The 23,013-nt window shown below is 59.4% G+C and carries 22 protein-coding genes and 2 pseudogenes; 21 read left to right on the top strand and 3 right to left on the bottom strand.

Translation table 11 applies throughout. From position 1 onward, the window contains the following. The 21 genes and pseudogenes from WS91_RS24120 to WS91_RS38255 form a co-directional block, all read left to right on the top strand. Complete coding sequence (locus WS91_RS24120) at positions 1-408, top strand: hypothetical protein (protein WP_059577620.1); 408 nt, start codon at positions 1-3, stop codon at positions 406-408. Beyond that, complete coding sequence (gene sctN / locus WS91_RS24115) at positions 405-1,715, top strand: type III secretion system ATPase SctN (RefSeq protein ID WP_059671181.1); 1,311 nt, start codon at positions 405-407, stop codon at positions 1,713-1,715. Before WS91_RS24120 ends, sctN begins: the two co-directional genes overlap by 4 nt. Next, a complete protein-coding gene (locus tag WS91_RS24110; RefSeq protein WP_059577628.1) occupies positions 1,712-2,176 on the top strand; it encodes a hypothetical protein in 465 nt (154 codons plus the stop codon). The genes sctN and WS91_RS24110 overlap by 4 nt, the downstream gene beginning before the upstream one ends. Beyond that, on the top strand, positions 2,154-3,239 hold the full coding sequence (locus tag WS91_RS36245) for a SpaN/EivJ family type III secretion system needle length determinant (RefSeq protein WP_063889445.1): 1,086 nt from the start codon (positions 2,154-2,156) through the stop codon (positions 3,237-3,239). Before WS91_RS24110 ends, WS91_RS36245 begins: the two co-directional genes overlap by 23 nt. Continuing rightward, on the top strand, positions 3,236-4,198 hold the full coding sequence (gene sctQ, locus WS91_RS24105) for a type III secretion system cytoplasmic ring protein SctQ (protein WP_059577631.1): 963 nt from the start codon (positions 3,236-3,238) through the stop codon (positions 4,196-4,198). The genes WS91_RS36245 and sctQ overlap by 4 nt, the downstream gene beginning before the upstream one ends. Beyond that, entirely contained in the window at positions 4,188-4,868 is a 681-nt protein-coding gene (locus WS91_RS24100; RefSeq protein WP_059671180.1) for an EscR/YscR/HrcR family type III secretion system export apparatus protein, read from the top strand. Before sctQ ends, WS91_RS24100 begins: the two co-directional genes overlap by 11 nt. 33 nt (positions 4,869-4,901) lie before the next feature. Beyond that, the gene (gene sctS / locus WS91_RS24095) at positions 4,902-5,156 is read left to right on the top strand and encodes a type III secretion system export apparatus subunit SctS (RefSeq protein ID WP_059577637.1); all 255 of its coding nucleotides are present in this window, start codon (positions 4,902-4,904) and stop codon (positions 5,154-5,156) included. A gap of 35 nt (positions 5,157-5,191) precedes the next feature. Then, entirely contained in the window at positions 5,192-5,938 is a 747-nt protein-coding gene (gene sctT, locus WS91_RS24090) for a type III secretion system export apparatus subunit SctT (protein WP_059577746.1), read from the top strand. A 3-nt stretch (positions 5,939-5,941) separates the two neighbouring features. Further along, positions 5,942-7,168 (top strand): EscU/YscU/HrcU family type III secretion system export apparatus switch protein, encoded by a 1,227-nt coding sequence (locus WS91_RS24085; RefSeq protein WP_317135637.1) that lies wholly within the window; start codon positions 5,942-5,944, stop codon positions 7,166-7,168. Between the two features lie 124 nt (positions 7,169-7,292). Continuing rightward, a complete protein-coding gene (gene sicA, locus WS91_RS24080; RefSeq protein WP_059577641.1) occupies positions 7,293-7,814 on the top strand; it encodes a type III secretion system translocator chaperone SicA in 522 nt (173 codons plus the stop codon). Between the two features lie 18 nt (positions 7,815-7,832). Further along, the gene (sctE, locus tag WS91_RS24075) at positions 7,833-9,707 is read left to right on the top strand and encodes a type III secretion system translocon subunit SctE (protein WP_059577644.1); all 1,875 of its coding nucleotides are present in this window, start codon (positions 7,833-7,835) and stop codon (positions 9,705-9,707) included. 56 nt (positions 9,708-9,763) lie between these two features. Further along, positions 9,764-10,951 carry an IpaC/SipC family type III secretion system effector gene (locus WS91_RS24070; protein ID WP_059577647.1) on the top strand — a complete coding sequence of 396 codons (1,188 nt, stop codon included), beginning with the start codon at positions 9,764-9,766 and terminating at the stop codon, positions 10,949-10,951. Between the two features lie 135 nt (positions 10,952-11,086). Further along, positions 11,087-11,380, top strand: a complete 294-nt coding sequence (locus WS91_RS24065; protein ID WP_059577751.1) for an H-NS histone family protein — start codon at positions 11,087-11,089, stop codon at positions 11,378-11,380. Between the two features lie 68 nt (positions 11,381-11,448). Then, entirely contained in the window at positions 11,449-12,387 is a 939-nt protein-coding gene (locus WS91_RS24060; RefSeq protein ID WP_059577649.1) for an IpaD/SipD/SspD family type III secretion system needle tip protein, read from the top strand. A gap of 157 nt (positions 12,388-12,544) precedes the next feature. Then, positions 12,545-13,299 (top strand): annotated as a pseudogene (locus WS91_RS34405) (IS5 family transposase). Positions 13,300-13,649: 350 nt separating this feature from the next. Further along, entirely contained in the window at positions 13,650-15,587 is a 1,938-nt protein-coding gene (locus tag WS91_RS36240; protein WP_156432459.1) for a hypothetical protein, read from the top strand. Next, positions 15,584-15,865 (top strand): phosphopantetheine-binding protein, encoded by a 282-nt coding sequence (locus WS91_RS24055; RefSeq protein WP_059577654.1) that lies wholly within the window; start codon positions 15,584-15,586, stop codon positions 15,863-15,865. The genes WS91_RS36240 and WS91_RS24055 overlap by 4 nt, the downstream gene beginning before the upstream one ends. A gap of 98 nt (positions 15,866-15,963) precedes the next feature. Then, entirely contained in the window at positions 15,964-17,259 is a 1,296-nt protein-coding gene (locus tag WS91_RS24050; protein ID WP_059671185.1) for an IS701 family transposase, read from the top strand. Between the two features lie 119 nt (positions 17,260-17,378). After that, entirely contained in the window at positions 17,379-19,034 is a 1,656-nt protein-coding gene (locus WS91_RS24045; protein ID WP_156432458.1) for an inositol phosphate phosphatase SopB, read from the top strand. Between the two features lie 13 nt (positions 19,035-19,047). Continuing rightward, the gene (locus WS91_RS24040) at positions 19,048-19,395 is read left to right on the top strand and encodes a CesT family type III secretion system chaperone (protein WP_059577659.1); all 348 of its coding nucleotides are present in this window, start codon (positions 19,048-19,050) and stop codon (positions 19,393-19,395) included. A gap of 72 nt (positions 19,396-19,467) precedes the next feature. Continuing rightward, positions 19,468-19,727, top strand: a pseudogene (locus tag WS91_RS38255) (IS701 family transposase); the annotation flags it as partial. Positions 19,728-20,183: 456 nt separating this feature from the next. Here WS91_RS38255 and WS91_RS24035 read toward each other — a convergent pair. The 3 genes from WS91_RS24035 to WS91_RS24025 all read right to left on the bottom strand — a co-directional run bounded on the left by WS91_RS24035 (position 20,184) and on the right by WS91_RS24025 (position 22,990). After that, the gene (locus WS91_RS24035) at positions 20,184-20,657 is read right to left on the bottom strand and encodes an RES family NAD+ phosphorylase (protein WP_059577662.1); all 474 of its coding nucleotides are present in this window, start codon (positions 20,655-20,657) and stop codon (positions 20,184-20,186) included. Beyond that, positions 20,654-21,082, bottom strand: a complete 429-nt coding sequence (locus WS91_RS24030; protein WP_059577666.1) for an antitoxin Xre/MbcA/ParS toxin-binding domain-containing protein — start codon at positions 21,080-21,082, stop codon at positions 20,654-20,656. The genes WS91_RS24035 and WS91_RS24030 overlap by 4 nt, the downstream gene beginning before the upstream one ends. 483 nt (positions 21,083-21,565) lie before the next feature. Next, complete coding sequence (locus tag WS91_RS24025; protein ID WP_059577670.1) at positions 21,566-22,990, bottom strand: aminotransferase-like domain-containing protein; 1,425 nt, start codon at positions 22,988-22,990, stop codon at positions 21,566-21,568. Positions 22,991-23,013 lie beyond the last annotated feature (23 nt).

Below are 23,013 nucleotides of genomic sequence, written 5' to 3'. Positions count from 1 at the left end.
ATGAACGTGGACGTTGTCATGCTCGTCAAGGAAAGCATGGATAAGATGGGCTGCAGTAACGCGATCACCGGCGAGCTCGATGCGCATGCGCCGATTTGCATTGCATTTCATTCGATGCCTGAAATGTTTGTCGAACGAGAAGACGAGCATGTGACATTGTGGAGCCGACTCGACTACTCGGGCGAGAGCCAGCTTGCACGTTGCGCGTTCGATCTGCTCACGTATCAGATGCCGCGCGGATCGGATATGTTTGCATCGCGTCGACCGCTGCTGTCGCTCGTTGATGACGAGCTGATTTTGCATGGCCGCGTCGAGCCGCACTATCTCGCCGATACCGACCGCTTCATCGAGGCGCTCGAATTGTTCTATGAAGACCTGTGTGCGATCAACGGGATTCTTGAGCAATGAGCGCAGCCGGTGACCCTCTGAAATTGCTGAAGCGGCGTGCGCATCCGTGTCGCATACAGGGGCCGATTATAGAGGCGCCGCTGCCGCAGGTGGCTATTGGTGAGCTGTGCATTATCCGCGAGACGGCCGTAAGCGAACATGAGATCGGTCGCGCGCAAGTGGTTGGTTTTGGGCGCGATACTGCGATTTTGAGCACGCTTGGCAGTACGGCTGGCCTTTCGCGACAGATTGCGCTCGCGCCGACGGGCGAGCGAATGACGGTCGATGTGTCACCGATGATGCTCGGCACGGTCGTCGACGCGACTGGCGAGATAGTCGAGACGTTTAGCGCGGCGCGAGTAGCCGGCGATGCGTTACCGAGGCGGATGGCAGTCGATGCTGTACCGCCAGACTACGCGGAGCGGCGGCCGATTGCGAGCCGGCTTGCGACTGGCGTTCGCGCGATCGATGGTCTTCTGACCTGCGGCGTTGGCCAGCGCTTTGGCATTTTCGCTGCGGCGGGATGTGGCAAGACTTCGCTGATGAACATGATGATCGAGCATGCGGGGGCCGATGTTTACGTGGTCGCACTAATCGGTGAGCGCGGGCGCGAGGTGTCGGAGTTCGTTGAGCGACTCAAACACTCAGGGCGTCGGGATCGGACGATCGTTGTGTATGCGACGTCGGATCGATCGTCGGTGGACCGTTGCAACGCGGCGCTCGTCGCAACAACAATTGCGGAGTATTTTCGCGATCGTGGTTGCAACGTGATGCTCTTTCTCGATTCGATGACCCGCTATGCACGCGCGCTGCGCGACGTCGCGCTTGCAACGGGTGAAGCGCCGGCGCGGCGCGGCTATCCGGCGTCGGTGTTCGAGAACTTGCCGCGACTGCTTGAGCGACCGGGACGAACAAGCACGGGCAGTATCACCGCGTTCTATACGGTACTTCTTGAAAACGAAGAGGAACCCGATCCAATCGGAGACGAGATTCGTTCGATAGTTGATGGCCACCTGTATCTGAGCAGAAAGCTCGGTGCCAAGGGACATTACCCAGCGATCGACGTGTTGAAGAGTGCGAGCCGCCTGTTCGATGAGATTACCGACGCGCCGCATCGCGTGATGGCAAAGCAGTTTCGGCAGCACCTCGCACGAATCGACGACATGCAAATTTTCCTCGATCTCGGTGAATACCGTCGCGGTGAGAATCTGGAGAACGATGATGCGCTCGATCGGCGCCCTGTGCTCGATGCATTTCTGCGGCAGGAGATCGCGGAGGCATCGGCGTTCGACGAGATGCTTGAGCGAATGCACGAGGCTGTGTCGTGAAACGGCTCGGCGACGCACGGCGACTGATCGCGGTCCTTGAGCGGCGCGAATGGTCGGTACGCCAGCAGGCGGAGCGGGAGCGCAAAGGGCTATCGAATCTCGACGCGCGGATCGTCGAACATCGTGCCTCGATCGAGCGCTTGCGCGACCGGCTCGCGGCCACCGCGCCGCCAAAGTCATATGCGCGCGCAGAGCTGATGCGCGTGCGCGGAAAGCAGGCGGCGATTCGTTTCGAAATCGCGTGCAAGCAGATCGAAGCAGATGATCTACTCGAGCAGCGTCTGGCGGCTGAGCGGGCATTGCGCGAGAGCCTGGCCGCGGCTCTCGCGCTCGAGCGGCGGCAGAACAAGCATCGCAACTGGCTCGCGCGACGCAGGCTCGAAAACGACCTGCTGCACGAACTGGCTATCGAAGCGGAAATCATAGAAGGAGCTAGTCATGGGTTCAATCAGCGGTACTAACGCTCCGCGCGTATCTAACATCGGGTGTACGGAGGCGGCTGGTGTCGAGCAGACATCTGGCTTGCAGCTCGCGTACCAAGAACAGTGCCGTAAGGTGCTCGATAAGCGCGACGAACGTCGGAATCGCGACGACTCCAATGCGAGCCATGCGCCGGCGAGGAAAAAGGCGGTGAGCAAAGGTGAGCCGCTCGTCGCGGCGATTTGGATGTATGCGCCCTATCAGCAGCAGGATCGGCCGATCGAGCGGTTCGGTAGAAATACGTCGGACGGTGCAGGCGCGACGCGCGCGGATGTAACACAGAAGGAAACTTTCGCGCCGGTTGTATCGAGCATCGCGGACGGCCGAGCGGGAGATACGTCGAACGATGCGACACATGTTTCGCATGCCAATGTGGATCGGACGGTGGCGCCTGCGCATGCCGATCCGATGGCGGCGCACAGAACACGGGACAGCGTTACTCTCATCCCTGCGGAAGCGATGTCATCGTCGTTTTCGCGCCAGCCAGCCAGTGCTCTAAATGCCGGCACAACGCCGATCGTGCCGGCCTCACAAAATCCACGAACAGCGCACGAGTTCGTGTCACAACAGGCGAAGTCAGCGACAGGCGTGATGCGCGCGCCGAATGAGCATGACTCCAGCGTTGACGCGAACGATGTTCCGCTAACGGGATTCGCACGCGTTTCGACGCAGATGCCGATTCGAACCACAGAGCCCCATATACGGACCCTTGAACAGTCGCGCGCAACATATCGTGACGCGGTGGCCGATCCGGCGAATGTGAGCGCGCAAGACATGTCTGAAACTCCTGTTACACAAGTGCGCTACAGCTTCAACACGTGGGACGGGCGGCCTGCCGTCAATTTGCGTTTCAACCTTGATCATGCATCGCAAGTCGTTACCGCACAGCCGAGCCAAGAGCGCGTACAACATGCAATGGAGCGCGGCGTCGATCAGCTCGCGCCGGGATGGATCGTCGAGTTCGATCGACAGCAAGCGGACGATGGCGGCAGTCATTCGTCGCGGCGCCACGCGCGACAGGAATCGGAGGCGGACGAGCAATGAGTGCGCGCTACTTGTCATTGCGCTGCGTCGAGACCACGCAGTTGCCGTTGTACCAAAGCGCACGGGCGCTGAGCGCAGTCGGTCATCACGCGGCGCTGCGCGTAATTGCACCGCCATGCGGCTACGCGGTGCTGCGGGCTTTCTGGAAGGGCATGGAATACGAGGGCTGGGTCGACATCGACGATCTGATGCGCCGCCACTATCCGGCACTCGCCACGCTCGCATGGCGCGCACTCGACAAGCATTACGCGCTGGCTCTGCTGGGCGGAAGAGACGCGGCCACGGATCTGCCCGCGCCTCCGGGCGGTTGGGAGCACGTCCGTCTCGTGGATCTCGTCGAGCGCGAGCTACACGCAGAGCCGCTGCTGTGCTTCGATGCGGTCGACGGAGTACGTTCGATGTTTCGCACGTTTCCGGATGCCGCGCCCGCCGGGCGTGCTGTCGTCGATATGGCCAAGCTGCCGGTTGTTATGTGTTTCGTGATTGGTGTTTCGCGTTTGCCGCACGCGCTTCTGTCCGCCATCGTACCAGGCGACGTGTTGCTCGTTTGTGAGCCGCGCAACGTGGTCAGGATCGGCGCGAAGTCGCTTTGTGAATTTCGCTGGAAAGGAGAGGAAATTATGCTGGACGAACAAATTGTTGAGAACACGTTCGACGATGTAGATGAAGAACGAATCGAGGTGGACGCGCTCGCCGATGCGCCGCCGAAGTCTTTCGAAATTGACGCGTTACCCGTCACGCTGGAGTTTTCGTTGCCCGGCGAGCGCATGACAGTCGCACAGTTAGCCGGCTGCCATGCCGGGACGGTGTTGCCGTTGCGCGGAACGTCCCGCGATGTGACGATCCGTGCCAACGGCCAGCCACTCGGCCAGGGTGAGCTGATTCAGGTCGGCGAACAGCTCGCGGTCGAAGTGAAGACACTTTGGTTCACGAAACCGGCAGCAAGTGATGGCGAATAATGAAATCGCACTGATCGTCCTGCTGACGGCAGCGACGCTCGTACCGTTCGTCGTCGCGGCAGGTTCGTGCTTCATCAAGTTCTCAGTCGTCCTCGTGCTCGTGCGCAATGCGCTCGGCATTCAGCAGGTGCCGTCGAACCTCGCGCTCAACAGCATCGCGTTGATCATGTCGCTGTTCGTGATGATGCCGGTTGCCCAAAGCGCATATCGCTATCTGCAGCATCATCCGCTGGATGTGATGAGCAGCGCGTCGGTCAACGATTTCATAGACGATGGTCTTGGCGATTACAAGCGTTATCTAAGGCGTTATTCAGACCCGGAGCTCGTCGGCTTTTTCGAGCACGCGCAAACTGCGCGCCTGAAAGGCGATGACGCGAACATAGAGAATCACGTCGACGAGCCGGACGGACTCGACAATTCGCTGTTCGCGCTGCTGCCTGCCTACGCGCTCACTGAGATCAAAAGTGCATTCAAGATCGGATTTTACTTGTACCTGCCATTTCTCGTCGTCGACATGGTCGTGTCAACCGTGCTGCTAGCGCTCGGGATGATGATGATGAGCCCCGTGACAATTTCGGTCCCGATCAAGCTTATCCTGTTCGTCGCAATGGACGGTTGGACCCTGATCTGCAAGGGCATGATCGAGCAGTATCTAAATTTGATGAAGTAACAGCGACACGGCATATTTTTAGGAAAGTACAAGATGGCTGAACTCACCTACGCGAGCGACAAGGCGATCCTGCTCGTAATCCTGCTGTCCGCCGCGCCGGTCGTTGTTGCAACCCTCGTGGGTCTGACGATCGGCCTGTTCCAGACGGTCACCCAGCTGCAGGAGCAGACGCTGCCGTTTGGTTTGAAGATGCTCGCGGTGTTTGGTTGCTTGATGATGTTGTCCGGCTGGTTCGGCAGCAAGCTGCTCGCGTTCGCGACTGAAATGCTCACGATTGGCCTTCGCTGATCGGCTTCGCACTGAGCGACACGATGATCATCTCGATGGAAGTGTTCTATCTGCACCTCGGCGCGTTCGCAATCGCCTATGCACGGATCGCGCCGGTATTTTATTTGCTGCCGTTTCTGAATGACCGGACGATCGTCAATGGGATGCTGAAGAACACAATCGTGTTCGCCGTCATCGTCGGTCTTTGGCCGAGTTTTGCACATCCGCATTCATCCAGTGGTGGCGCACTCCTCGGGATTGCGCTTACCGAGGGCGCCGCGGGCCTCGTGTTAGGCGTCGGTTTGTCGTTGCCATTCTGGGTCGCGACCGCTATTGGCGAACTGATCGACAATCAACGCGGCGCTACGATCAGCGATTCGATCGATCCGGCGACTGGCGTCGAGGCGTCCGCGTTCGCTCCTTTCGTTAGCCTGTTTTATGCAGCTGCGTTTTTGCAGCAGGGCGGCATGCTGACGATCGTCGAGCAGCTCGAATCGAGCTACGCGGCCGTGCCGACGGGCGCGCTGTTTAATGTCGACCTCTCGCGCATCGGCACACTGCTGAACGACCTCGTGGCGCACGGGCTTGCGCTCGGAGCGCCCGTACTCATCGTAATGTTTCTGACCGACGCATTGCTAGGTCTCTTTGCGCGTTTCTGCCCGCAGGTCAATGCATTTTCTTTATCACTGACTGTCAAGAGCATCGTCGCGTTTTCGGTATTCCATTTGTATTTCGTGTCCGCAGCACCGCACGAACTGACGGCGCTGCTGCACGTACATTCATTTTCTAAGCTCGTGAAGTGATCGATGGCCGAGAAAACCGAAGAACCGACAGCGAAGAAGCTGCGCGACGCGGCAAAGAAAGGACAAACTTTCAAGTCGAAGGATATCGTCGCGTTTGTCGTGGTTGCGGCGGGCGTGATGTCGATTACCACAATCGTTGATTTGACGCGTGCGATGGCGGAATTCTTGCGGATCGCTTCGATGAACACGTTACCGAATCCCGCCGATTATGTATTCGAGTTGACGAAACTATTTTTGCGAATTGCTATGCCGTTCATGCTGCTCTGTGCGCTCGCGGGCGCATTGCCCGCGCTTATGCAGAGTCGGTTCACGCTGGCCGTCGAATCGATCAAGATCGATTTTACCGCGCTCGATCCTGTCAAGGGGATGAAGAGGCTCTTCAGTTGGCGTTCGGTGAAAGAGACGGTGAAGGCGTTGCTCTACGTCGTGATTTTCGCAGTCACGGTGCAAATGTTCGCCCGCCTATATCACCGCGATGTTTTTGGCTTATTCCGCGCCCAACCGGCACTGCTCGGCCACATGTGGATCGTGATGACGGTGAGGCTTATCTTGCTGTTCCTACTATGTGCGCTACCCGTGATGGTCCTCGATGCTGTCGTCGAGTACTTCCTGTACTACAAGGAATTGAAGATGGCTAAACATGAGGTGAAGCAAGAATACAAAGAGAGTGAAGGTAATCACGAGATAAAAAGCAAGCGGCGTGAAATCCATCATGAACTGCTGTCGGAGGAAATCAAGGCGAACGTCGAGCAGTCGGACTTTATCGTCGCGAATCCTACCCATATCGCGATCGGCATTTACATCAATCTGGATGTTGTGCCAATTCCGTTTGTATCGATCCGTGAGACAAACGCACGCGCTCTGGCAGTCATTCGGCATGCCGAAGCGAATGGTGTGCCGGTGGTACGTAACGTCTTGCTCGCACGCTCGATTTACCGGAACTCTCCGCGCCGATATAGCTTCGTGAGCCACGACGACATCGAAGGCGTGATGCGTGTGTTGACATGGCTCAAGGAAGTCGAGGTGGCAAATCGTTTTGTGGCGGCTGACCTCGATGAGTCGTTCACATCGGCGATGACCGGCGGTGACTTGGAAGAGGACGAGCCGGTTCCGTATCACGATGTGGAGCCGACGCAACACGATCGTGAGGATGGGCTCGACGGAACGGATGCCGCAGGCACATCGGGCAATGGCGTCCCGCCCGCCCCAAAAGATAATCGGAACACTTGACAAGCCAAAAAACTGCTTTGTGAAATCCTTTTGAGCGAACGGCGCGTAATGTTGCACTGTCATTCGATGGCAGTGCATCGAGCGCCGATATCTTTGTAACTGAAATACCGAACGAGGTGAGGGCATGACGCAACGTGACGTGAATATCGATGACATGGAAGCTGAAGAAATGGCCGCGGCGCTGTTGGACGCAGTACAGAACGGCGCGACGCTGAAGGACCTGCATGGCGTGCCGCAGGATCTGATGGACGGAATCTATGCATTCGCATATCGCTTCTATCAACAGGGGCGGCTCGATGACGCAGAGGTGTTCTTCCGCTTTCTGTGCATCTACGATTTCTACAACGCTGAATATGCGATGGGTCTCGCGGCGGTCTGCCAGTTAAAGAAGGAATACGCGAAGGCAATCGATTTGTATGCGCTCGCGTATTCGCTGTCGAAGGACGACTACCGTCCGATGTTTCATACCGGCCAGTGCCATTTGCTGATGGGAAAGGCGGGGCTCGCACGGCGTTGCTTTGGCATCGTCGTCGAATGTTCATCCGACGAGCGCTTGAAGCAGAAGGCAAAGTCCTATCTAGACGGACTCGACGAAGTGGGCGTTGGCGCAGATCCTGCGCCGGACATGACGGGAATTGAAAACTAGCCAACAGGAGCTGAACGTATGTCATCGGGAGTGCTGGGCGGCTCAACCGCCAATGCGAACGCATACCAAAATCATCCGCTGCGCGACGCAGCGAGCACGCTGGGCATGCTGTCGCCGCAGGTTTGCGTTGATGTCATGTCGGTCGCACAACGTAAGTTTCTTGAGCAAATGCTGCATCGTGCGTCCGAGCAGTGCGATGCACCGCAGACTGCTAACGGCGCGCGGCTCGACGACGTGCCCGAGCTGCGCACGCCCGTTGCGAATGATGCATCGTCATCTGATGCGGCAGATGTTCGCACATCCGGTGATGACGTCAACGGCGGGGTGAGTGGCTCGGCAAAGCTTACCAAATTGCTCGGGGACTTGATGAGCATCATCAGCGCGAATAGCTTGCAGGACCTGAAGCAGCGCTCCGACATTTGGAACAAGATGTCGAAGGCCGCGCAGGATAGCCTGAGCCAAGTTTCCGATGCGTTCCGGCAAGCGACGGACGATGCGAAGGCTGCGACCGATGCTGCCGAACAGGCTGCTGCTGCCGCCAAGCAGGCCGCCGCGGACGCGAAAGCGGCGGACGAGGCGGTCGACGCCGCACAGAAGCGGTATGACGATGCGGTGGAGCAGGGCCTTCCTGCTGACCAGCTACAACTGCTAAACAAGGCGCTAGAACAGGCGAAGCAGAAGGCGGACGAGCTACACGGAAAAGCGGACGCGCTGCAGGCGGACGCGACGAAAAAACTTGACACGGCGACTGAACTCGCGACGCGCGCATGCGAATACGAGGAAAAGGTCGACGAAGCAGTGAATCGGGCGATGAAGCAGTACGGTACGAGTGCTCAGCTGCGTGGGGCGATATCGCAGAAACTGAGTGGCGTGGCTGAGTTGACTGCCGTGCTCGGTAAGCTGCAGGAACTCATCTCGTCGGGCAACGTGAAGGAGCTTGAATCGAAGCACAAGCTCTTTATCGAGAAGCAGAAAATGCTCGAAGCCAAGCAGAAAAAGGAGTCCGAAGAGTTTCAGAAGCAGGAGAAAAAAGCCGAGGAAATGCAGAAGACGATGGGCTGCATCGGCAAGATCGTTGGCTGGGCGATCACCGCAGTGAGTTTCGCGGCTGCTGCGTTCACTGGCGGCGCGAGCCTCGCGCTCGCGGCTGTTGGCCTCGCGCTCGCGGTCGGCGACGAGATTAGCCAAGCGACGACCGGCGTGTCGTTCATGGACAAGCTGATGCAACCCGTGATGGACGCGATCCTGAAGCCGCTGATGAACATGATCTCGTCGCTGATCACGAAAGCGCTCGTTGCGTGTGGAGTTGATAAACAGAAAGCCGAGCTCGCGGGTGCGATCCTCGGTGCCATCGTGACGGGTGTGGCACTCGTTGCCGCGGCATTCGTCGGTGCATCGGTCGTGAAGGCCGTTGCGTCGAAGGTGATGGATGCGGTTGCAGGCCAGCTGGCGAAGGTGATGGATTCTGCGATCGGCAAGATGCTCTTGGAGCTGACCGAGAAGGTTTCGGAGAAATCGGGGCTCCAGGCGCTCAGCTCGCGCACCGCGACAGCAATGACGCGGATGCGCCGCGCGATCGGCGTCGAGGCGGAGGAAGACGGGATGCTTCTCGCGAGCCGCTTCGAGAAGGCGAGCACGGTGCTCGACGTCGGCAACCAAGTGTCGCAGGCGGCGGGCGGGATCGTCGTTGGCATCGAGCGGGCGAAGGCGATGGGCCTCCTTGCCGACATCAAGGAGGATATGTATGACATCAAGCTGATCAGTGATCTGCTGAGGAAAGCAGTCGATACGTTTGCTGAGCACAACCGCGTGCTAGTGCGATTGATGCAGGACGTGTCGGATGCGATCAACACAAATATGTTGGCCTGCAAGCAGAGCCTGCGTCCTGTGTGATGCCCGAGCAGTTTAATTAGTACGGGATCACGTTATTTTCAAAGGTAGAGGTGCGTATGTCATTCAGTGTGCAAAACAGCGGCATCAACAGCGCGGAGCTGTCCCGGGTCGCCAATACGGGCATTTCCGAAAGCGGCAACAAGGCGGTCGGCGATGACGAGAAGATGCTGGCTGAGGCGGATGCGGGGCTTGCGGCGGTTGTCGTTGGCCACCCGCAGCAGTATTGTGATGCAGGCATGTCCGTGCAGCGTATTGCGCTCGCAGAGCCGAAGTCTTCGGTCCAAGCACCTGGTGCCGATCGACTGACAGTCACCGGAATGGAGGGCGTGCAGGGTCGGTTGGGCGCGAGTCAGCATCCGACGGTGACGGGTGTGCATGACGCGCTTGTTGAGCAGCATGTGTCGCGCGCCGTCTCCGATGGATTGCGATCGCCGATCTTGAGCGTTGACGAAGCGTTCAACGCAGAACTGATTTTCGAGGACGCGATGCAAAAGGGCGCGGTGGAGGATGACAAGGAGATGGGCAAGGAAATGGAGCGCGCATCTCAAATGGCGAGGAACGCCGCCGAGGAGGATCGCAAAATCGGCTACACACAAATGACGGCCGCGATTGCGGGCGGCGCGCTACAAGCGGCAACTTCGCTTGGCGGCGCGGTCCAGCAGATGAAGGGGCTGAACACGAAATCGATGTCGATCGAAAACGAGATGAAGCCGCAGGCGGAACTCAAACAGTTCCATGCTGAGCAATCGCTTGAGCTACGGGGAGTCAACAAGCCGGTGCTGTCGAATGACGAGGTTTCGCACGTGACGGTCAAGCGCGACACTGGAGAAACCGCACATTATGAGATCGACGGCGGCGGTGATCGGCTGAGCAGCGAGCACGAGGCCGTGCTCGCAAAGGACGCTCCCGCCCGTCAGCAACGGATCGACATGCATGGTTTGCGTCACGAGCAGAATCTCATCGAAGCGAATCGCTACCAGATCAAGGGAAATCTCATCCAATCGGGCGGCCAGATTGGCAAGAATCAGATCGATGCGGTATCGGCGCAGCAGCAGAGTGAAGCTCGTGCGGAGCAGAAAACGGACGAGAGCACGCAGCAGATCTTGACGGCGGCATCGAACGCGCGTCATGAAGCCGCGCAACGCTGTCGCGAGGCTGCGCAGAAGGCGATCGACGCGGCGAAGAGCTTGGTCGCGAACAGCAATGCCGTCGCGGCGCAAGTGACTGGCAACCTGCGAACCTGACGGTTTGCTCAACTGCGAGCGGCGGGCGTCACCCCATCGCTCGCAGCCGTGCGGTTGGCGGGATTGGCAATGGTGTTTTTGTGAAAGCCGGCAGCAATGCTCATCCCTATGATCGGAATTCCGATGATTGATCAAATGGCGAATTACAAAGAACTGAAGGCTCGTGCCGACGCGCTTGCGGCGTCGGCCGAACAGGCTCGGCAGGCCGAATTGCAAGCCGTGATTGACGAAGTGCGTATGAAGGTGCGTGAATACGGTATTTCCGCACGTGAGGTGTTCGGATACCGGGGGAATTCGAACCAACGCAAACGTGCAGCGGTCAAGCCGAAATATCGAGATCCCGTGACGGGTGCGACCTGGACGGGGCGCGGTGTCGCACCGAGATGGATTCGCTGCCAGAACCGCGACGATTTTTTGATTGAGCTTTGATCGAGTGAAGACGGGGCCGCGTATTATGCGCGCCCTTGATTAATCCGACAGCAGGAAGGTGAAATACGATGAGTATCAGCGTGGATATGGGGCGCGTGATGGACGCACGAAATCGTCAGGCGCTTGCGCGGACCGGCGACGTAGCGGTCCGCGATGCGGGTGTACGGGATGTGACGGACGATGTGCGTACGACGGATGTCCATTGCCATGTGACGTTTAATCTGATTCGGAAATTCCGCGCGATGAGCGATGAGGCTTTAGCGATCAGGTATCCCAAATTGATCGCCGGAAAATTCATCGAAGGCAGTCGCGCTAATCTGGCGGTGTTCGACGATGCGCGCGTCGCGGTGCGTGCGTATGCGTGCGGGCTGCACAACCTGCTGGAACGTTCGGAGGCGGAGAATCCGGGTTGTGTGCGCAATGAGTATTCGGATATCCAGCCTGATCCGATTCTGCAGGGACTTATCGACGTGATCAATCAGGGCAAGATCGATGTCGACGCCGAGACGGACATCCTCGAAAAGTTGGTGACCTCCTTCAAGGAGGTCACCGACGCGATGAGCAAGATCCAGGATTACATCTCGGCAAAGAACGATAAGACCATGACCGTCAAGTGTAAGGAGATCCGCGCGCTGCTGCAGAAGGTCATCGATAATTTGCCGTCGTATCAACTGCCGCCAGGCGAGGATCTGGATCGCTGGCGCGAGGAACTCGGCGGTGCCTTCTCGATCAGTGATGACGGCGTGGTGACAATCAAGCCGGACGAGTTGATCAGCATGCGTGATTCGTTACCCGACAAGGACAGTGTGGACTGGGACACTGCACGTGAAAGCGCTTGGTATACCGGATTTCAGGCGGAAGAAAGCAACATTCAGAACGATGTCCAGACGTTCGCTGAAAAGAACCAGCATCAGATTTCGAGTTTCGACAATTTGAACAAGGTGCTGAGCGGCGCCATATCGGCTCTGATGGACGTCGCATCGAGCTTCCTTAAGAACGCAACTTAATCAGGGTGCTGCGCCGGGCTATGTCGACCTCGACAGATACCTCGAAAATCCTCTAAAGGAATGAGCGGCGCTGCGTTCTCATTCTGGCCACTCGCTAGCGTCTATTTACATTCGATGAAATGTGTTTACATCTTGTCTTTTGCACAAGCGGGCCAAGATGATTCGAAGGTCACTGAGCGACGAGGTATGGGCACAAATCGAATCGGTTTTGCCGGGCAAGGAAGGCGATCCAGGGCGAACGGCAGCCGACAATCGTTGGTTTGTCGAAGCCGTTCTCTGGATCGGCCGAACGGGCTGCCCGTGGCGCGATTTGCCGAAGCAGTTGGGCCGATGGCATACGGTGTACATGCGCATCGCGGTGGCGTCGCAAAGGAGTGTGGGAGCGCGTGGCGCACGCAGGGTCCGACGAAACGGAGATCAAACGCGTGCTGATCGACTCGACCATCGTGCGTGCGCACCAACATTCGGCCGGCGCTCGAAAAAAGCGGCCCGCAAGCTCTCGGCCGTTCGCGCGGCGGACTGACGACCAAGCTGCATCTGGCTGTCGATGAAGCCGGACGTCCTCTGCGAATGATCATTACCGAGGGGCCGGTCGCCGATATTTCGTGCGCGCACGAATTGGTCGAGCATCTGCGCACGGGCGCAGTGATGGCCGACAAAGCCTGCGACTCAGATGCCTTCGCGAACACTATCCGTGCTGCGCATGCCGAGGTTGTCATCCCGCCATGTTCGAATCGAAAGACCAAGCGTCGGTACAGCCGAGTGCTGTACCGAACTCGAAACGTCGTCGAACGTTTCTTCAATCGCATCAAACATTTTCGCGGCGTCTCTACTCGATATGACAAGCTCGCGGGCAACTATCTCGCCTTCGCCGCGCCTACCTGCGCCTTTGGGCCGCTGGTGAGAATCTGAACAGAACCTAGTGCAGCCTTCGCTGTCCCATGAACGAATCAATATGGAGAATCTTCGCAATGCCTCCGTCCGATGCTCAATTTCCACGCGTCCCACGAAATGTTAGCGTACGGTCGACGATCGTCGGCTCCGATGTTCGTTTCCCCCGATCCGGCGGTGATCTGGCGACTAGCGTGACGCGCGTGATGAGCACGCGCGGGCATTGCATGCCGAATGTGAGCCTTCGAGGCGACGAGGGCGGTCGAGCCTCGTCGCCGCGACTGCTGTCACAGCAGGTTAATGCCGTGTCCTCGCGCTGCAAGGGCGCACCCACAGGCGAATCACGCGCTATCAACGCACGTGGCGTTGAATTGTACGAGGAGATTTCACTCAAAAAGGCGCACGCGTACCTGAGCGAACTTGTCGGAAATCAAGGCAGCAAGATGACGACGCTCGTCGCGCAGCTGAACGGCCATGATCGTCGCGCACTAGATCATCTTGCACTGACAGTGCATTCACTGCACCTTGCGGTTGGCGACGACGCCTTCTCTGATAATTTCACCGAAATCGGCAAGGCGCTCGCGTCGTTTCTGAAGGCTGCCGCGCAGTCGGGGTCGATGTCGCAGGATCGATGTATCGAGGGTAACAAGAAGTACCGGGAACTATGCGAGTGCATCGCGACATTGGTGATGAAGGATGGGGTCACCGATGAGGTGTTCAAGGGCGCGCTCATGGGGAGCGACGATTGGGCGAAGAATAGCGTGTCCAATGCGCTCGGCGGGCAGATGGAAGGAGGCGTTCGCGACGGCATCGTGAATCGCCACGGTGGCGACAGGCAGCTTGGTATGGCGGACGTCGCTCAACGCTTCGCGCGCTATGCTGGGCACGTAACGAATCTTGTCTACATGGTCGGCACGACGCTCAAGCAAATCGGCCGCACCGACCAGTTGCTTAATAGCGTAACGCAGAAGCAGCCTGTGCCGGCGCCTGCGCCAGATGACTCGCGCGCACCGGGCGGTGATCCGGCGGCCTCGAATGGTGGTCCCGTGCCCGGCGCGATGCCGCAGCAGACCGCACCGATGGTTGTTAACAACATCGACGTTAATGTAGACGTTAGATCGAACGACGCGCAGCCTCGTTCTGGGACTCGATCGAGCGCGGAGGACGCGTCGACGGCGCAGTCGCCAGCGACATCGTCCGCCGAGGCATCGAAGGCGTCGTCGAATTCCGCGTCAGGTGACGCGAACGTTACGCGACAACGTGATCCTCGGAACGCGACGAGCCGGTCGTCGGACGAGTCGCGGGCTGAGCGCCCGATGCCGCGGCCGGCGCAGGATCGCGGAGAGGGAACGGAGGCGCCGACTGGCGCATGGTCGCGCGACGAGAACGGCAAGTGGCGAATGGCGCGCGAGAATCCGATTGCTCGAACGACGGAAGGGGCGATGCGGATCGATCCATTCAGCGGTGTTGGCGCAAATGCAGCGGGTGCGGGCATTCACGGTATGGCGACGCCAGGCGCAACGGCGCTCGGCGTCCGTGCGGTCCGATCGAACGACGCGCAGCCTCGTTCTGGGACTCGATCGAGCGCGGAGGACGCGTCGACGGCGCAGTCGCCAGCGACATCGTCCGCCGAGGCATCGAAGGCGTCGTCGAATTCCGCGTCAGGTGACGCGAACGTTACGCGACAACGTGATCCTCGGAACGCGACGAGCCGGTCGTCGGACGAGTCGCGGGCTGAGCGCCCGATGCCGCGGCCGGCGCAGGATCGCGGAGAGGGAACGGAGGCGCCGACTGGCGCATGGTCGCGCGACGAGAACGGCAAGTGGCGAATGGCGCGCGAGAATCCGATTGCTCGAACGACGGAAGGGGCGATGCGGATCGATCCATTCAGCGGTGTTGGCGCAAATGCAGCGGGTGCGGGCATTCACGGTATGGCGACGCCAGGCGCAACGGCGCTCGGCGTCCGTGCGGTCCGATCGAACGACGCGCAGCCTCGTTCTGGGACTCGATCGAGCGCGGAGGACGCGTCGACGGCGCAGTCGCCAGCGACATCGTCCGCCGAGGCATCGAAGGCGTCGTCGAGTTCCGCGTCAGCCAGCGTTTCGAGACAGGGCACGCCTGTGCAGACCGGAGCATCGATGCAGGTGACCGACACGTTTAATCGCAGCGTTTCACCGCCGCGCCATATTGAATCGTCGACGAAGGATGCGGGGCCGCGATCAGCGAGGACGTTTCCGACCATCACGCCCGCCGACAGAGTCGTGACGACCGAAGGTCCAACGCGGGCCAGCGGGAGCGTGAAGCGATGAGCGTCGGTTCGCATCTGAATGAAACTATCGCGCTCTCAGTGGTGAAGACGATGTTATCCAGCATGCTCGGCGTGCCAAACGCGCAGATCGCGGCCGAGCATCGATTACTGGAGGATCTCTCGATGGATTCGCTCGAGTTGATCGAGCTCGCGATGGAACTCGAGGAGCGCTGGAACATTCGTCTTGATCGAGCGCGATTGAATGACCTGGCGACGGTCGGCAACGTTGCTGAGTTGCTCAGTGAGGTGGTCGTACTGACAGGTAGTCGGGGGCGATAGAGAAGAGTATGCGGTTCATCAGCGACGTCTCTCTAATCTTACTGTGTCAATAAATTCATGCCATTATTGGAACTTCTTCATCCATGGCGTGAGGAATGATGGACTGGGAGACGTCATTCGAGGCGTATCTGGAACATTTGTGCGGGGCGCTTGGACATAACGACCGCGAATCAGGTTTGAAGGGCTATTGCCAAGGGCTAATGCTGCCAATTCGACGCAAGAGCGTCGAGCCGCTGGCCGCACATCTGGAGCCGGAGCATGTGAGCGCGCGGCACCAGTCGCTGCATCATTTTGTGGCGAAGTCGGAATGGTCCGATACAGCGCTGCTCGAGCAGGTGCGGCGCTGGGTGCTTCCGCACATGGACCCAGCGGGCGGGTTGTACTGGATTATCGACGACACGGGTTTTCCCAAGAAGGGCAAGCATTCGGCCGGCGTAGCGCGGCAATACTGCGGCCAGCTGGGCAAGCAGGATAACTGCCAGGTTGCGGTGAGTCTATCGGTGGCGACGGAAGCCGCGAGCTTGCCGGTGTCGTATCGACTGTATCTGCCGCGTGAATGGAGTGACGACCCCGCGCGACGACAGAAAGCCGGCGTGCCTGAGCAAATCGAGTTTGTAACCAAACCCGAGATTGCGGCCGGGCAGTTGCGCGAAGCTCGGCAAAGTGGCGCGCCCGACGGTGTCGTTTTGGCCGATGCTGGCTATGGAGACGACACCTCGTTTCGCGAGGCCGTCAGCGAGCTCAGACTGCAGTATGCGGTGGGCATTCGCTCGAACACACGCGTATGGGCGCCGGGTACGGGTCCTCTGCCGCCCGAACCCTCCGCAGGGAAGTCGGGCCGGCCGCGCAGCTTATTACGGCGCGCGCCGGGGCATGAGCCGATCGGAGTCAAAGATCTGGCCTTGACGCTTGATGCCTCGCACTATCGCACGGTGATATGGCGTGAAGGTACGTGTGCCGCGCTCAGTTCGCGCTTTGCCGCTGTGCGTGTGCGTGCTTCGCACCGCGATTACTGGCGATCCACACTGCGCGATGAGGAATGGCTGCTGATCGAATGGCCCGAAGGTGATGCGGAGCCGCTCAAATATTGGCTTTCGACTTTGCTCCCAGACACGACGCTCGAACGCATGGTTCATGTCGCCAAGATGCGCTGGCGTATCGAGCGAGACTATCGGGATCTCAAGCAGGAATTCGGCCTGGGACACTTCGAAGGACGTGGCTGGCGTGGATTCCATCACCATGCATCGTTGTGCATTGCTGCCTACGGGTTTCTTGTCGCTCAACGCCTCATTCAAGGCGACAGTAAAAAAAACTCCGTGATCCGCGACCCATTTGCCTTACCCTCGGATTACGTGCCACGCGGGTCCCCAGCGCGCGCAGCGCCACGTGGCTGATTCCATCACCACGCTGCGCTGGCGTATCGCTGCCTACATCGCGCGCCGGCTTCAGCGATGTCCGTTTTGTTCAGCTTCCAATGCTGATTTATTGACACAGTAAGATTAGCAGAGCATAGATGAATATTCGAAACCTTTTCCCCTTGCGGCGCAATACGGTGACCAACCGACATCTGGGCAACGCCTCGGATAACCGTCCGACTCCACGCAAGATCGAACGACCGGAAATCAGCTATCCAAAAATGCTCGCGCATGACATGCAGCCCCGGCAATCGCGGCTTTCGGATGGTCGCTCGCTCCATGCGCTTTTTGCGCTGCAATGTCATAAGCTGGATGCCGCCCGCGTGGCACTCGACAAACTTGGATACGGCAACACACCCGATGCGCAGCTGCTAAAGAATATGTCCGCGCAGCTGAGCGCCAGCCGATTCAAAGAAGACCGGCCGGTCCTGCCCAATGACACGGCTTCAATGAAGCGGTTGAACGACGAGTTGGTTCAGATCGTCTCGCGCCACCTGCGCAATATGTTTACAACGCCGAGCACCGCCCTCCCGGAAGCTAGAAAGCTGCTACGTCAGGCCGATACCGAGTTGCTCAATCAGCAGGAGTGGAAAACCATCACCACCACGGTGACATATGACGGTCGCAAATACGGTTGTGAGCTGACGCCGGCTTCACAAATGAAGCTCGGCGCACAGGACATTTTCGAACGCTCGTACAACGACCAGGGAGTATGCAGCGCGTCCACGACGGAAGCGCAGCATGCAACCAACCTATGGCAGTCGGAACTGACTGCCTTGCAAGAAGACGGCTCGAGCAAGCTGCTCTTCAGAGGAATTCGCCACGGCGTGCTATCGCCTTTCGGTCTGGACGATCCCGAGTTGCGCGAGCAAGGAGCGATTCGACGCGCGAAAGAGGTTGTTACCGCCGCCCTTTTTTCTCGGCCAGACGAGTTGCGCAACGCGCTGGCTGGCGAAACCGTCACGCTAAGGCTCGCGTCCTGCTCGCTTCTCACGCCGTTCGGCCAAGAAAAGACGATGCTGCGTGACCAGGCGTCGGCCTGGAAGGCGCTAAGCGGGTGCATTCAACCGATTGCGTTGAGCATTCGCGATCAGAACGGTCAATTGTGTAACATAAAAGTGCGTCTAGATGTAGCCGCGTTCAATTTCGCCGTCAACGAACCTGCGTTAAAGCTTGGGCTCGGTCATCGTGAATCGGACCGAATGAACGAACAGGCTTTGCACACCTTGATCGGGCCCGACTTGAATCCCTCGGCGCCACTCGGAGGCTGGGTCGGCCAGTATCTGATCGGAAGGCCGAAAAATGCGGAATGCATCAGGACGATGGTTACGCAATTGAAGGAAATTTGGGCGCAGCACGCGCACCGCAAAGACGGTGGAGAGCCGTACAAGGCCGCCCAGCGAGTAGCAATGCTCGCGTATGAGATCGGGGCGGTTCCTTGTTGGAACTGCAAGAGCGGCAAAGACCGAACCGGGATGCTGGACGCCGAAATCAAGCGAGAGGCTATCACGCAGCACGAGGGACACCCACCGAGCCGCCCGATGGCCGGGCTGACCGAGCCCATGCAGCGCTTGTTCCGCGCCGTGCTCCTCGACGGCGGCAACCTGGCGGTGCAGGAGAAAAACACAGGCGCATCCGGTAACAAGGTCCTCAAGACGCTGCCGTTCAGGCAGCTGCTCAACCTGTCCTACGCGAAGCGTGTCGGCGATGCCGGCGTGCATCAGCAGGCACGAGGATTATCGTCGCTCGTTTAACAGTGGAAAAGACATGTATAGCTTGTTATCGCCGTTGTATGAAATCATGGGATTGGAATGGGACGACGAAGATCTGGTACTGTTCTTTGACGAGAATCTGGCCGTCCACTTTGACGAATCGCCCACCGGGTTAGAAATGGTCTGCCCGCTGGGCGCGCTGCCGGAAGATCCGGAAACGTTGAAAAGATTGTTGCAATACAACTATGCCGGCAGCGTGATACTGGCGGCAGACGCCGACGAAGCCTTGCTGCTGGCGCTATCGCGCGTATCTGGCGAGCGCAGTGGCGAAGAACTGCACGATGCGTTGAAAGATCTGGTCGGCATCGCGAATCGCTTGAAAAGCGAACTTCGACTCGATTAGGGAAGCGCTGATCAATTTGGCTCGGCAGTCATCGCTGACGCAGCCGAGGGTGTTGTAGAAGATAGTTCACGTACGGCGGAAGAACGTCGTTTCGAGCATTACCTACTGGTACGGCGCAGCCTTGACGAGAAGCGCGAACACGCCTATTACGTCGAGTATGCGCTACGCAGGGCGGCTTCACGACAAACGCTCATCAACGTTGCGGCCCGCCGGCGGGAAATCAAGATCAGCTTCGAGGTGGCCAAGGGCGAATGCGGCCTGGACCACAGTATGGGGTTCGCCGATGGCAGGAAGGAGTTTTCCTTCATGCGAATGGCAGCCATGCCAGCCATCCAGAAAGCCAGCCGCCGCCGAGTGGAACAGCCGGAGCCAATAGCTTCGCTTTCCGCTTGTCGCCGCGGCGCAAGCAAGAAAAGGTGCGGAGCTTCATACGCGTGCCTCATCGCTTTCGGTATTTTAGAGAATGTTATGCACTTTCAAAAATAGGGAACGGCATGAGTCAGCATCAAAGAGAAGAGAGCGCATGCACGCGATCGCAGCAGCGACTGCGGCTGCCTTCGGCTGTGCATCCGAAGTCGCGCTCGAGCGGCAGTATCCAGCGGCGATCAACGATCTCGTGCAGACCGTGATCGCCGTCGACGCGATGTGCCCATCCGGAGCCGGATCGAGGTGGACGGAGCCGAGTTGCTAAGCAAACTACACCTATCCTGCAAGCGGCCTTCGGCTGGGAAAGATGTCCGCAGCGCCCTCGACTATTCATACCCACGAAAACCTCAAGCGTCCACGCATTACGAGGTGCCGCCGGGTGGGGCGACAAAGAGCCGCTCGTCCCACACAACCGACTGTGGATCCGATACTACGATCCGCATGGCGTCCGGATGCGCGGGATTAACCAGCACATTGAACTCGGCGCGTGCGACGACCGAGGGAACGATCAAGATGGCAGTACGGCTTTCAGCCAGCCACGCATCGCCGAACCGCCGTGCGGAATGTTGTGCGGGTGCGTCCCATCCTTCCGGTAGTGTCGCCGCGGTATGGCGTTCGATGACCACTTCGTCGGGTACCGTCGCCTCGACCCATCCATGCGTCTTGGGTACCTTCCCAATGCGCGCATGCACCAGCACCTCGAGCATGGCGCCAGCGAAACTCAACGCCGCATAGATGACAGGGCGTCCGGGACTATTGAATCGGCCGCCAACCAACATCGCACCGGTGCCGCTCCAGATCGAGTGACGTGTATCGGCGATGCGGAACAGCTTCATGCCGGCAGCCCGTAGAACAACTTCCAGAGCAATTCCTCGACGCGACGCGCGCCGAGTTCGGTGAGCGCAACATCGAGCGGCGTACGCCCCTCGAGTTCCGGATGCGGTGTCGCCAGAAACTCCCGCGCATCATCTTCGTCACTCCAGACGTATGATGTGGTTGCGACGATCCGTGCAAGCCGCTCTGTCTTCTCCGATTCGTCTTGAGTGAGCCGGTCACGACGCCGCTTATAGGTGGCCTCGGGGATGATGCGCGCCAGCAACGTGCGTCGAGCATCTGCCCCTTGCGTAGCGTGCTCGACGCCCGCACGCAATGCAGATTTCGGTAGTCCGCTGCGCACGAGCGCTTCAAGTTCCGCGAGCGTATGCGGTACGGGCCGAAGCTCCATAACGTCAGCCACGGCTTCCGGAGTAACAAGCAACATAGCGCCCCCAAAGGTATCACTTGATACCTGATTATAAAACATTTGATACCAATTTCAAGTGATTGCGACAGACGCCCGAACGATGTCGCGCGATTGGATGCTGGCCTCCTACGGCAGCCGTCCGGTTGCATCGTCGATGAACACGGGGTGGCTTCAGAATTCGGAAAAAATCGTACGCTAAGGCTAAGCCGGGTCAGCGCTTATAGCACGTCGCTCTGTGGGTGGATGAGGTCTGTCCCATCGCCGGTCCGCGTCAGGCCGCGGCTGACCGACGAAACGGCCGAGACTCGATCGCACCCGCAGGACGCGCTGCGGTATACCGAGACCGGCAACGGACCCGTATGCGCCGTTGACAAGCGCACATCATGAGCGGCAGCTATCGATCGCTCGTCGGCCTCCCAATGGTGCAACCGCGGAATCCAGATCGCCGGCCAATCCATATCTTCGTGAGCGCGTCACGAGCAACGTATTCAGCACTTGCCACTAGATCGTGCCGAACAGCGCCCGCGGCCGGTCGCGAAGCGTGTGCGCGAGAATCTGCAGCGCGTGCGTCAACTGCTCGCGCGATGCCGCGCAGGCGAGGTTGATCCGCACGCCGTGCTCGACGGTCGAGCGGTCCACCGCAAACGCCGACGCCGGCATCGCATTGACGCCGCGCGCAAGCGCATTCGCCGCGTAATCGTCCGAACGCCAGGGCGGCGGCACGCGCAGCCAGACGAACATGCACGCCGGATCGCTGTGCAGCAACTCGGCCGGCAGCAATTCGCGCGCGATTTCCTGGCGGGCCTGCAGTTCGGTACGCTGCGCCTCGAGGATCGTGTGCGCGGTGCCGTCCTCGATCCAGCGCGTGACGATCAGCGTCGAGAGCGGCGCGGGCATCCACGCCGTCGTGCGCACGGCCTCAGCGGCCAACGCGGCGCCATGCGGCGGCGTATGCAGGTAGCCGATGCGCAGCCCGGGCGCGAGGATCTTCGACGTCGAAGCGACATGGAAGGTCAGCTCGGGGCACAGGCTCGCGATTGTCGGCAGACGCGTGCGCAAGAGCGGACCGTACACGTCATCTTCGATGATCGCGATGTGATGGCGCCGCGCGATATCGACGAGCGCCACGCGGCGCGCGAGGCTCATCGTCACGACAGTCGGATTCTGCAGATTCGGCACGACGAAGATCGCCTTCACGCGCATGCGCTTGCACGCGTCTTCGAGACGGTCCGGCAGCAGCCCTTCGCCGTCGCTCGGAATCCCGACGATCTCGAACTGGAACACGGGCGCAAGCGCCTTGAGCCCGTAGTAGGTCAACTGATCCGAGAGGATCACGCCCTCATGGCCCATCAAGCTGCTCAGCACCGCGTAAAGGCCGTGCTGCGCGCCGCTCGTCACGACCACGTTATCAGCCAGCGGTGCGAAACCCGGCGCGGCGATCCACTGCGCGCCAGCCGCGCGCGCCCAATCGGGCCCCTGCGGCGGCTGGTATTCCTGCGTCTCGGGATAGCGCGGATCGCGCGCGAGATTTGCCATCGTGCGCGCCAGCTGCGTGAGGAATTCGCCGGTCGCGGGGCGATTGACGGTCAGGTCGATTACCGCGTTCACGTCGGCGGCAGCGCTCGGGCTGTTTTCCGCTCGTGCGTGCACCGACGGCATCGCGCCCCCGGTGACGATCGATCCGCGCCGCTTGCTCGCGACGATCAGCCCGCGCGCCTGCAGCTCCTTGTACGCGCGCGACACCGTCGACACGTTTAGGCCAAGCTCCAGCGCGAGGTCGCGTTGCGGCGGCAGGCGGCTGCCCGGCGGGTAGAGCCCGCTGCGCACTTTCTCTTCGAGATTGCGCGACACCTCCAGGTAGGTGGCTTGGCGTCCCTTTGTCTGGAGATTTTCTTCACCATTTGTGTGATTTATTTCGGTATTCATTCAGGTAGAAACTCCATACAAAA

The sequence above is a fragment of the Burkholderia sp. MSMB1498 genome (genome assembly GCF_001526245.1).
GTDB classification, from domain to species: domain Bacteria; phylum Pseudomonadota; class Gammaproteobacteria; order Burkholderiales; family Burkholderiaceae; genus Burkholderia; species Burkholderia savannae.
The sequence above is the reverse complement of the archived record's forward strand: the minus strand, read 5'-3'. Positions and strand labels throughout refer to the sequence as shown.

Coding starts and splice junctions, on each gene's coding strand:
- WS91_RS24055 (WP_059577654.1), top strand. CDS start 15,584: ATGAGCGTCGGTTCGCATCTGAATGAAACTATCGCGCTCTCAGTGGTG.
- WS91_RS24040 (WP_059577659.1), top strand. CDS start 19,048: ATGTATAGCTTGTTATCGCCGTTGTATGAAATCATGGGATTGGAATGG.
- sctT (WP_059577746.1), top strand. CDS start 5,192: ATGGAAGTGTTCTATCTGCACCTCGGCGCGTTCGCAATCGCCTATGCA.
- WS91_RS24045 (WP_156432458.1), top strand. CDS start 17,379: ATGAATATTCGAAACCTTTTCCCCTTGCGGCGCAATACGGTGACCAAC.
- WS91_RS24085 (WP_317135637.1), top strand. CDS start 5,942: ATGGCCGAGAAAACCGAAGAACCGACAGCGAAGAAGCTGCGCGACGCG.
- WS91_RS24070 (WP_059577647.1), top strand. CDS start 9,764: ATGTCATTCAGTGTGCAAAACAGCGGCATCAACAGCGCGGAGCTGTCC.
- WS91_RS24100 (WP_059671180.1), top strand. CDS start 4,188: ATGGCGAATAATGAAATCGCACTGATCGTCCTGCTGACGGCAGCGACG.
- WS91_RS24120 (WP_059577620.1), top strand. CDS start 1: ATGAACGTGGACGTTGTCATGCTCGTCAAGGAAAGCATGGATAAGATG.
- sctS (WP_059577637.1), top strand. CDS start 4,902: ATGGCTGAACTCACCTACGCGAGCGACAAGGCGATCCTGCTCGTAATC.
- WS91_RS24025 (WP_059577670.1), bottom strand. CDS start 22,990: ATGAATACCGAAATAAATCACACAAATGGTGAAGAAAATCTCCAGACA.
- sicA (WP_059577641.1), top strand. CDS start 7,293: ATGACGCAACGTGACGTGAATATCGATGACATGGAAGCTGAAGAAATG.
- WS91_RS24050 (WP_059671185.1), top strand. CDS start 15,964: ATGGACTGGGAGACGTCATTCGAGGCGTATCTGGAACATTTGTGCGGG.
- sctN (WP_059671181.1), top strand. CDS start 405: ATGAGCGCAGCCGGTGACCCTCTGAAATTGCTGAAGCGGCGTGCGCAT.
- WS91_RS24065 (WP_059577751.1), top strand. CDS start 11,087: ATGGCGAATTACAAAGAACTGAAGGCTCGTGCCGACGCGCTTGCGGCG.
- WS91_RS24035 (WP_059577662.1), bottom strand. CDS start 20,657: ATGAAGCTGTTCCGCATCGCCGATACACGTCACTCGATCTGGAGCGGC.
- sctQ (WP_059577631.1), top strand. CDS start 3,236: ATGAGTGCGCGCTACTTGTCATTGCGCTGCGTCGAGACCACGCAGTTG.
- WS91_RS24060 (WP_059577649.1), top strand. CDS start 11,449: ATGAGTATCAGCGTGGATATGGGGCGCGTGATGGACGCACGAAATCGT.
- WS91_RS24030 (WP_059577666.1), bottom strand. CDS start 21,082: ATGTTGCTTGTTACTCCGGAAGCCGTGGCTGACGTTATGGAGCTTCGG.
- WS91_RS36245 (WP_063889445.1), top strand. CDS start 2,154: ATGGGTTCAATCAGCGGTACTAACGCTCCGCGCGTATCTAACATCGGG.
- sctE (WP_059577644.1), top strand. CDS start 7,833: ATGTCATCGGGAGTGCTGGGCGGCTCAACCGCCAATGCGAACGCATAC.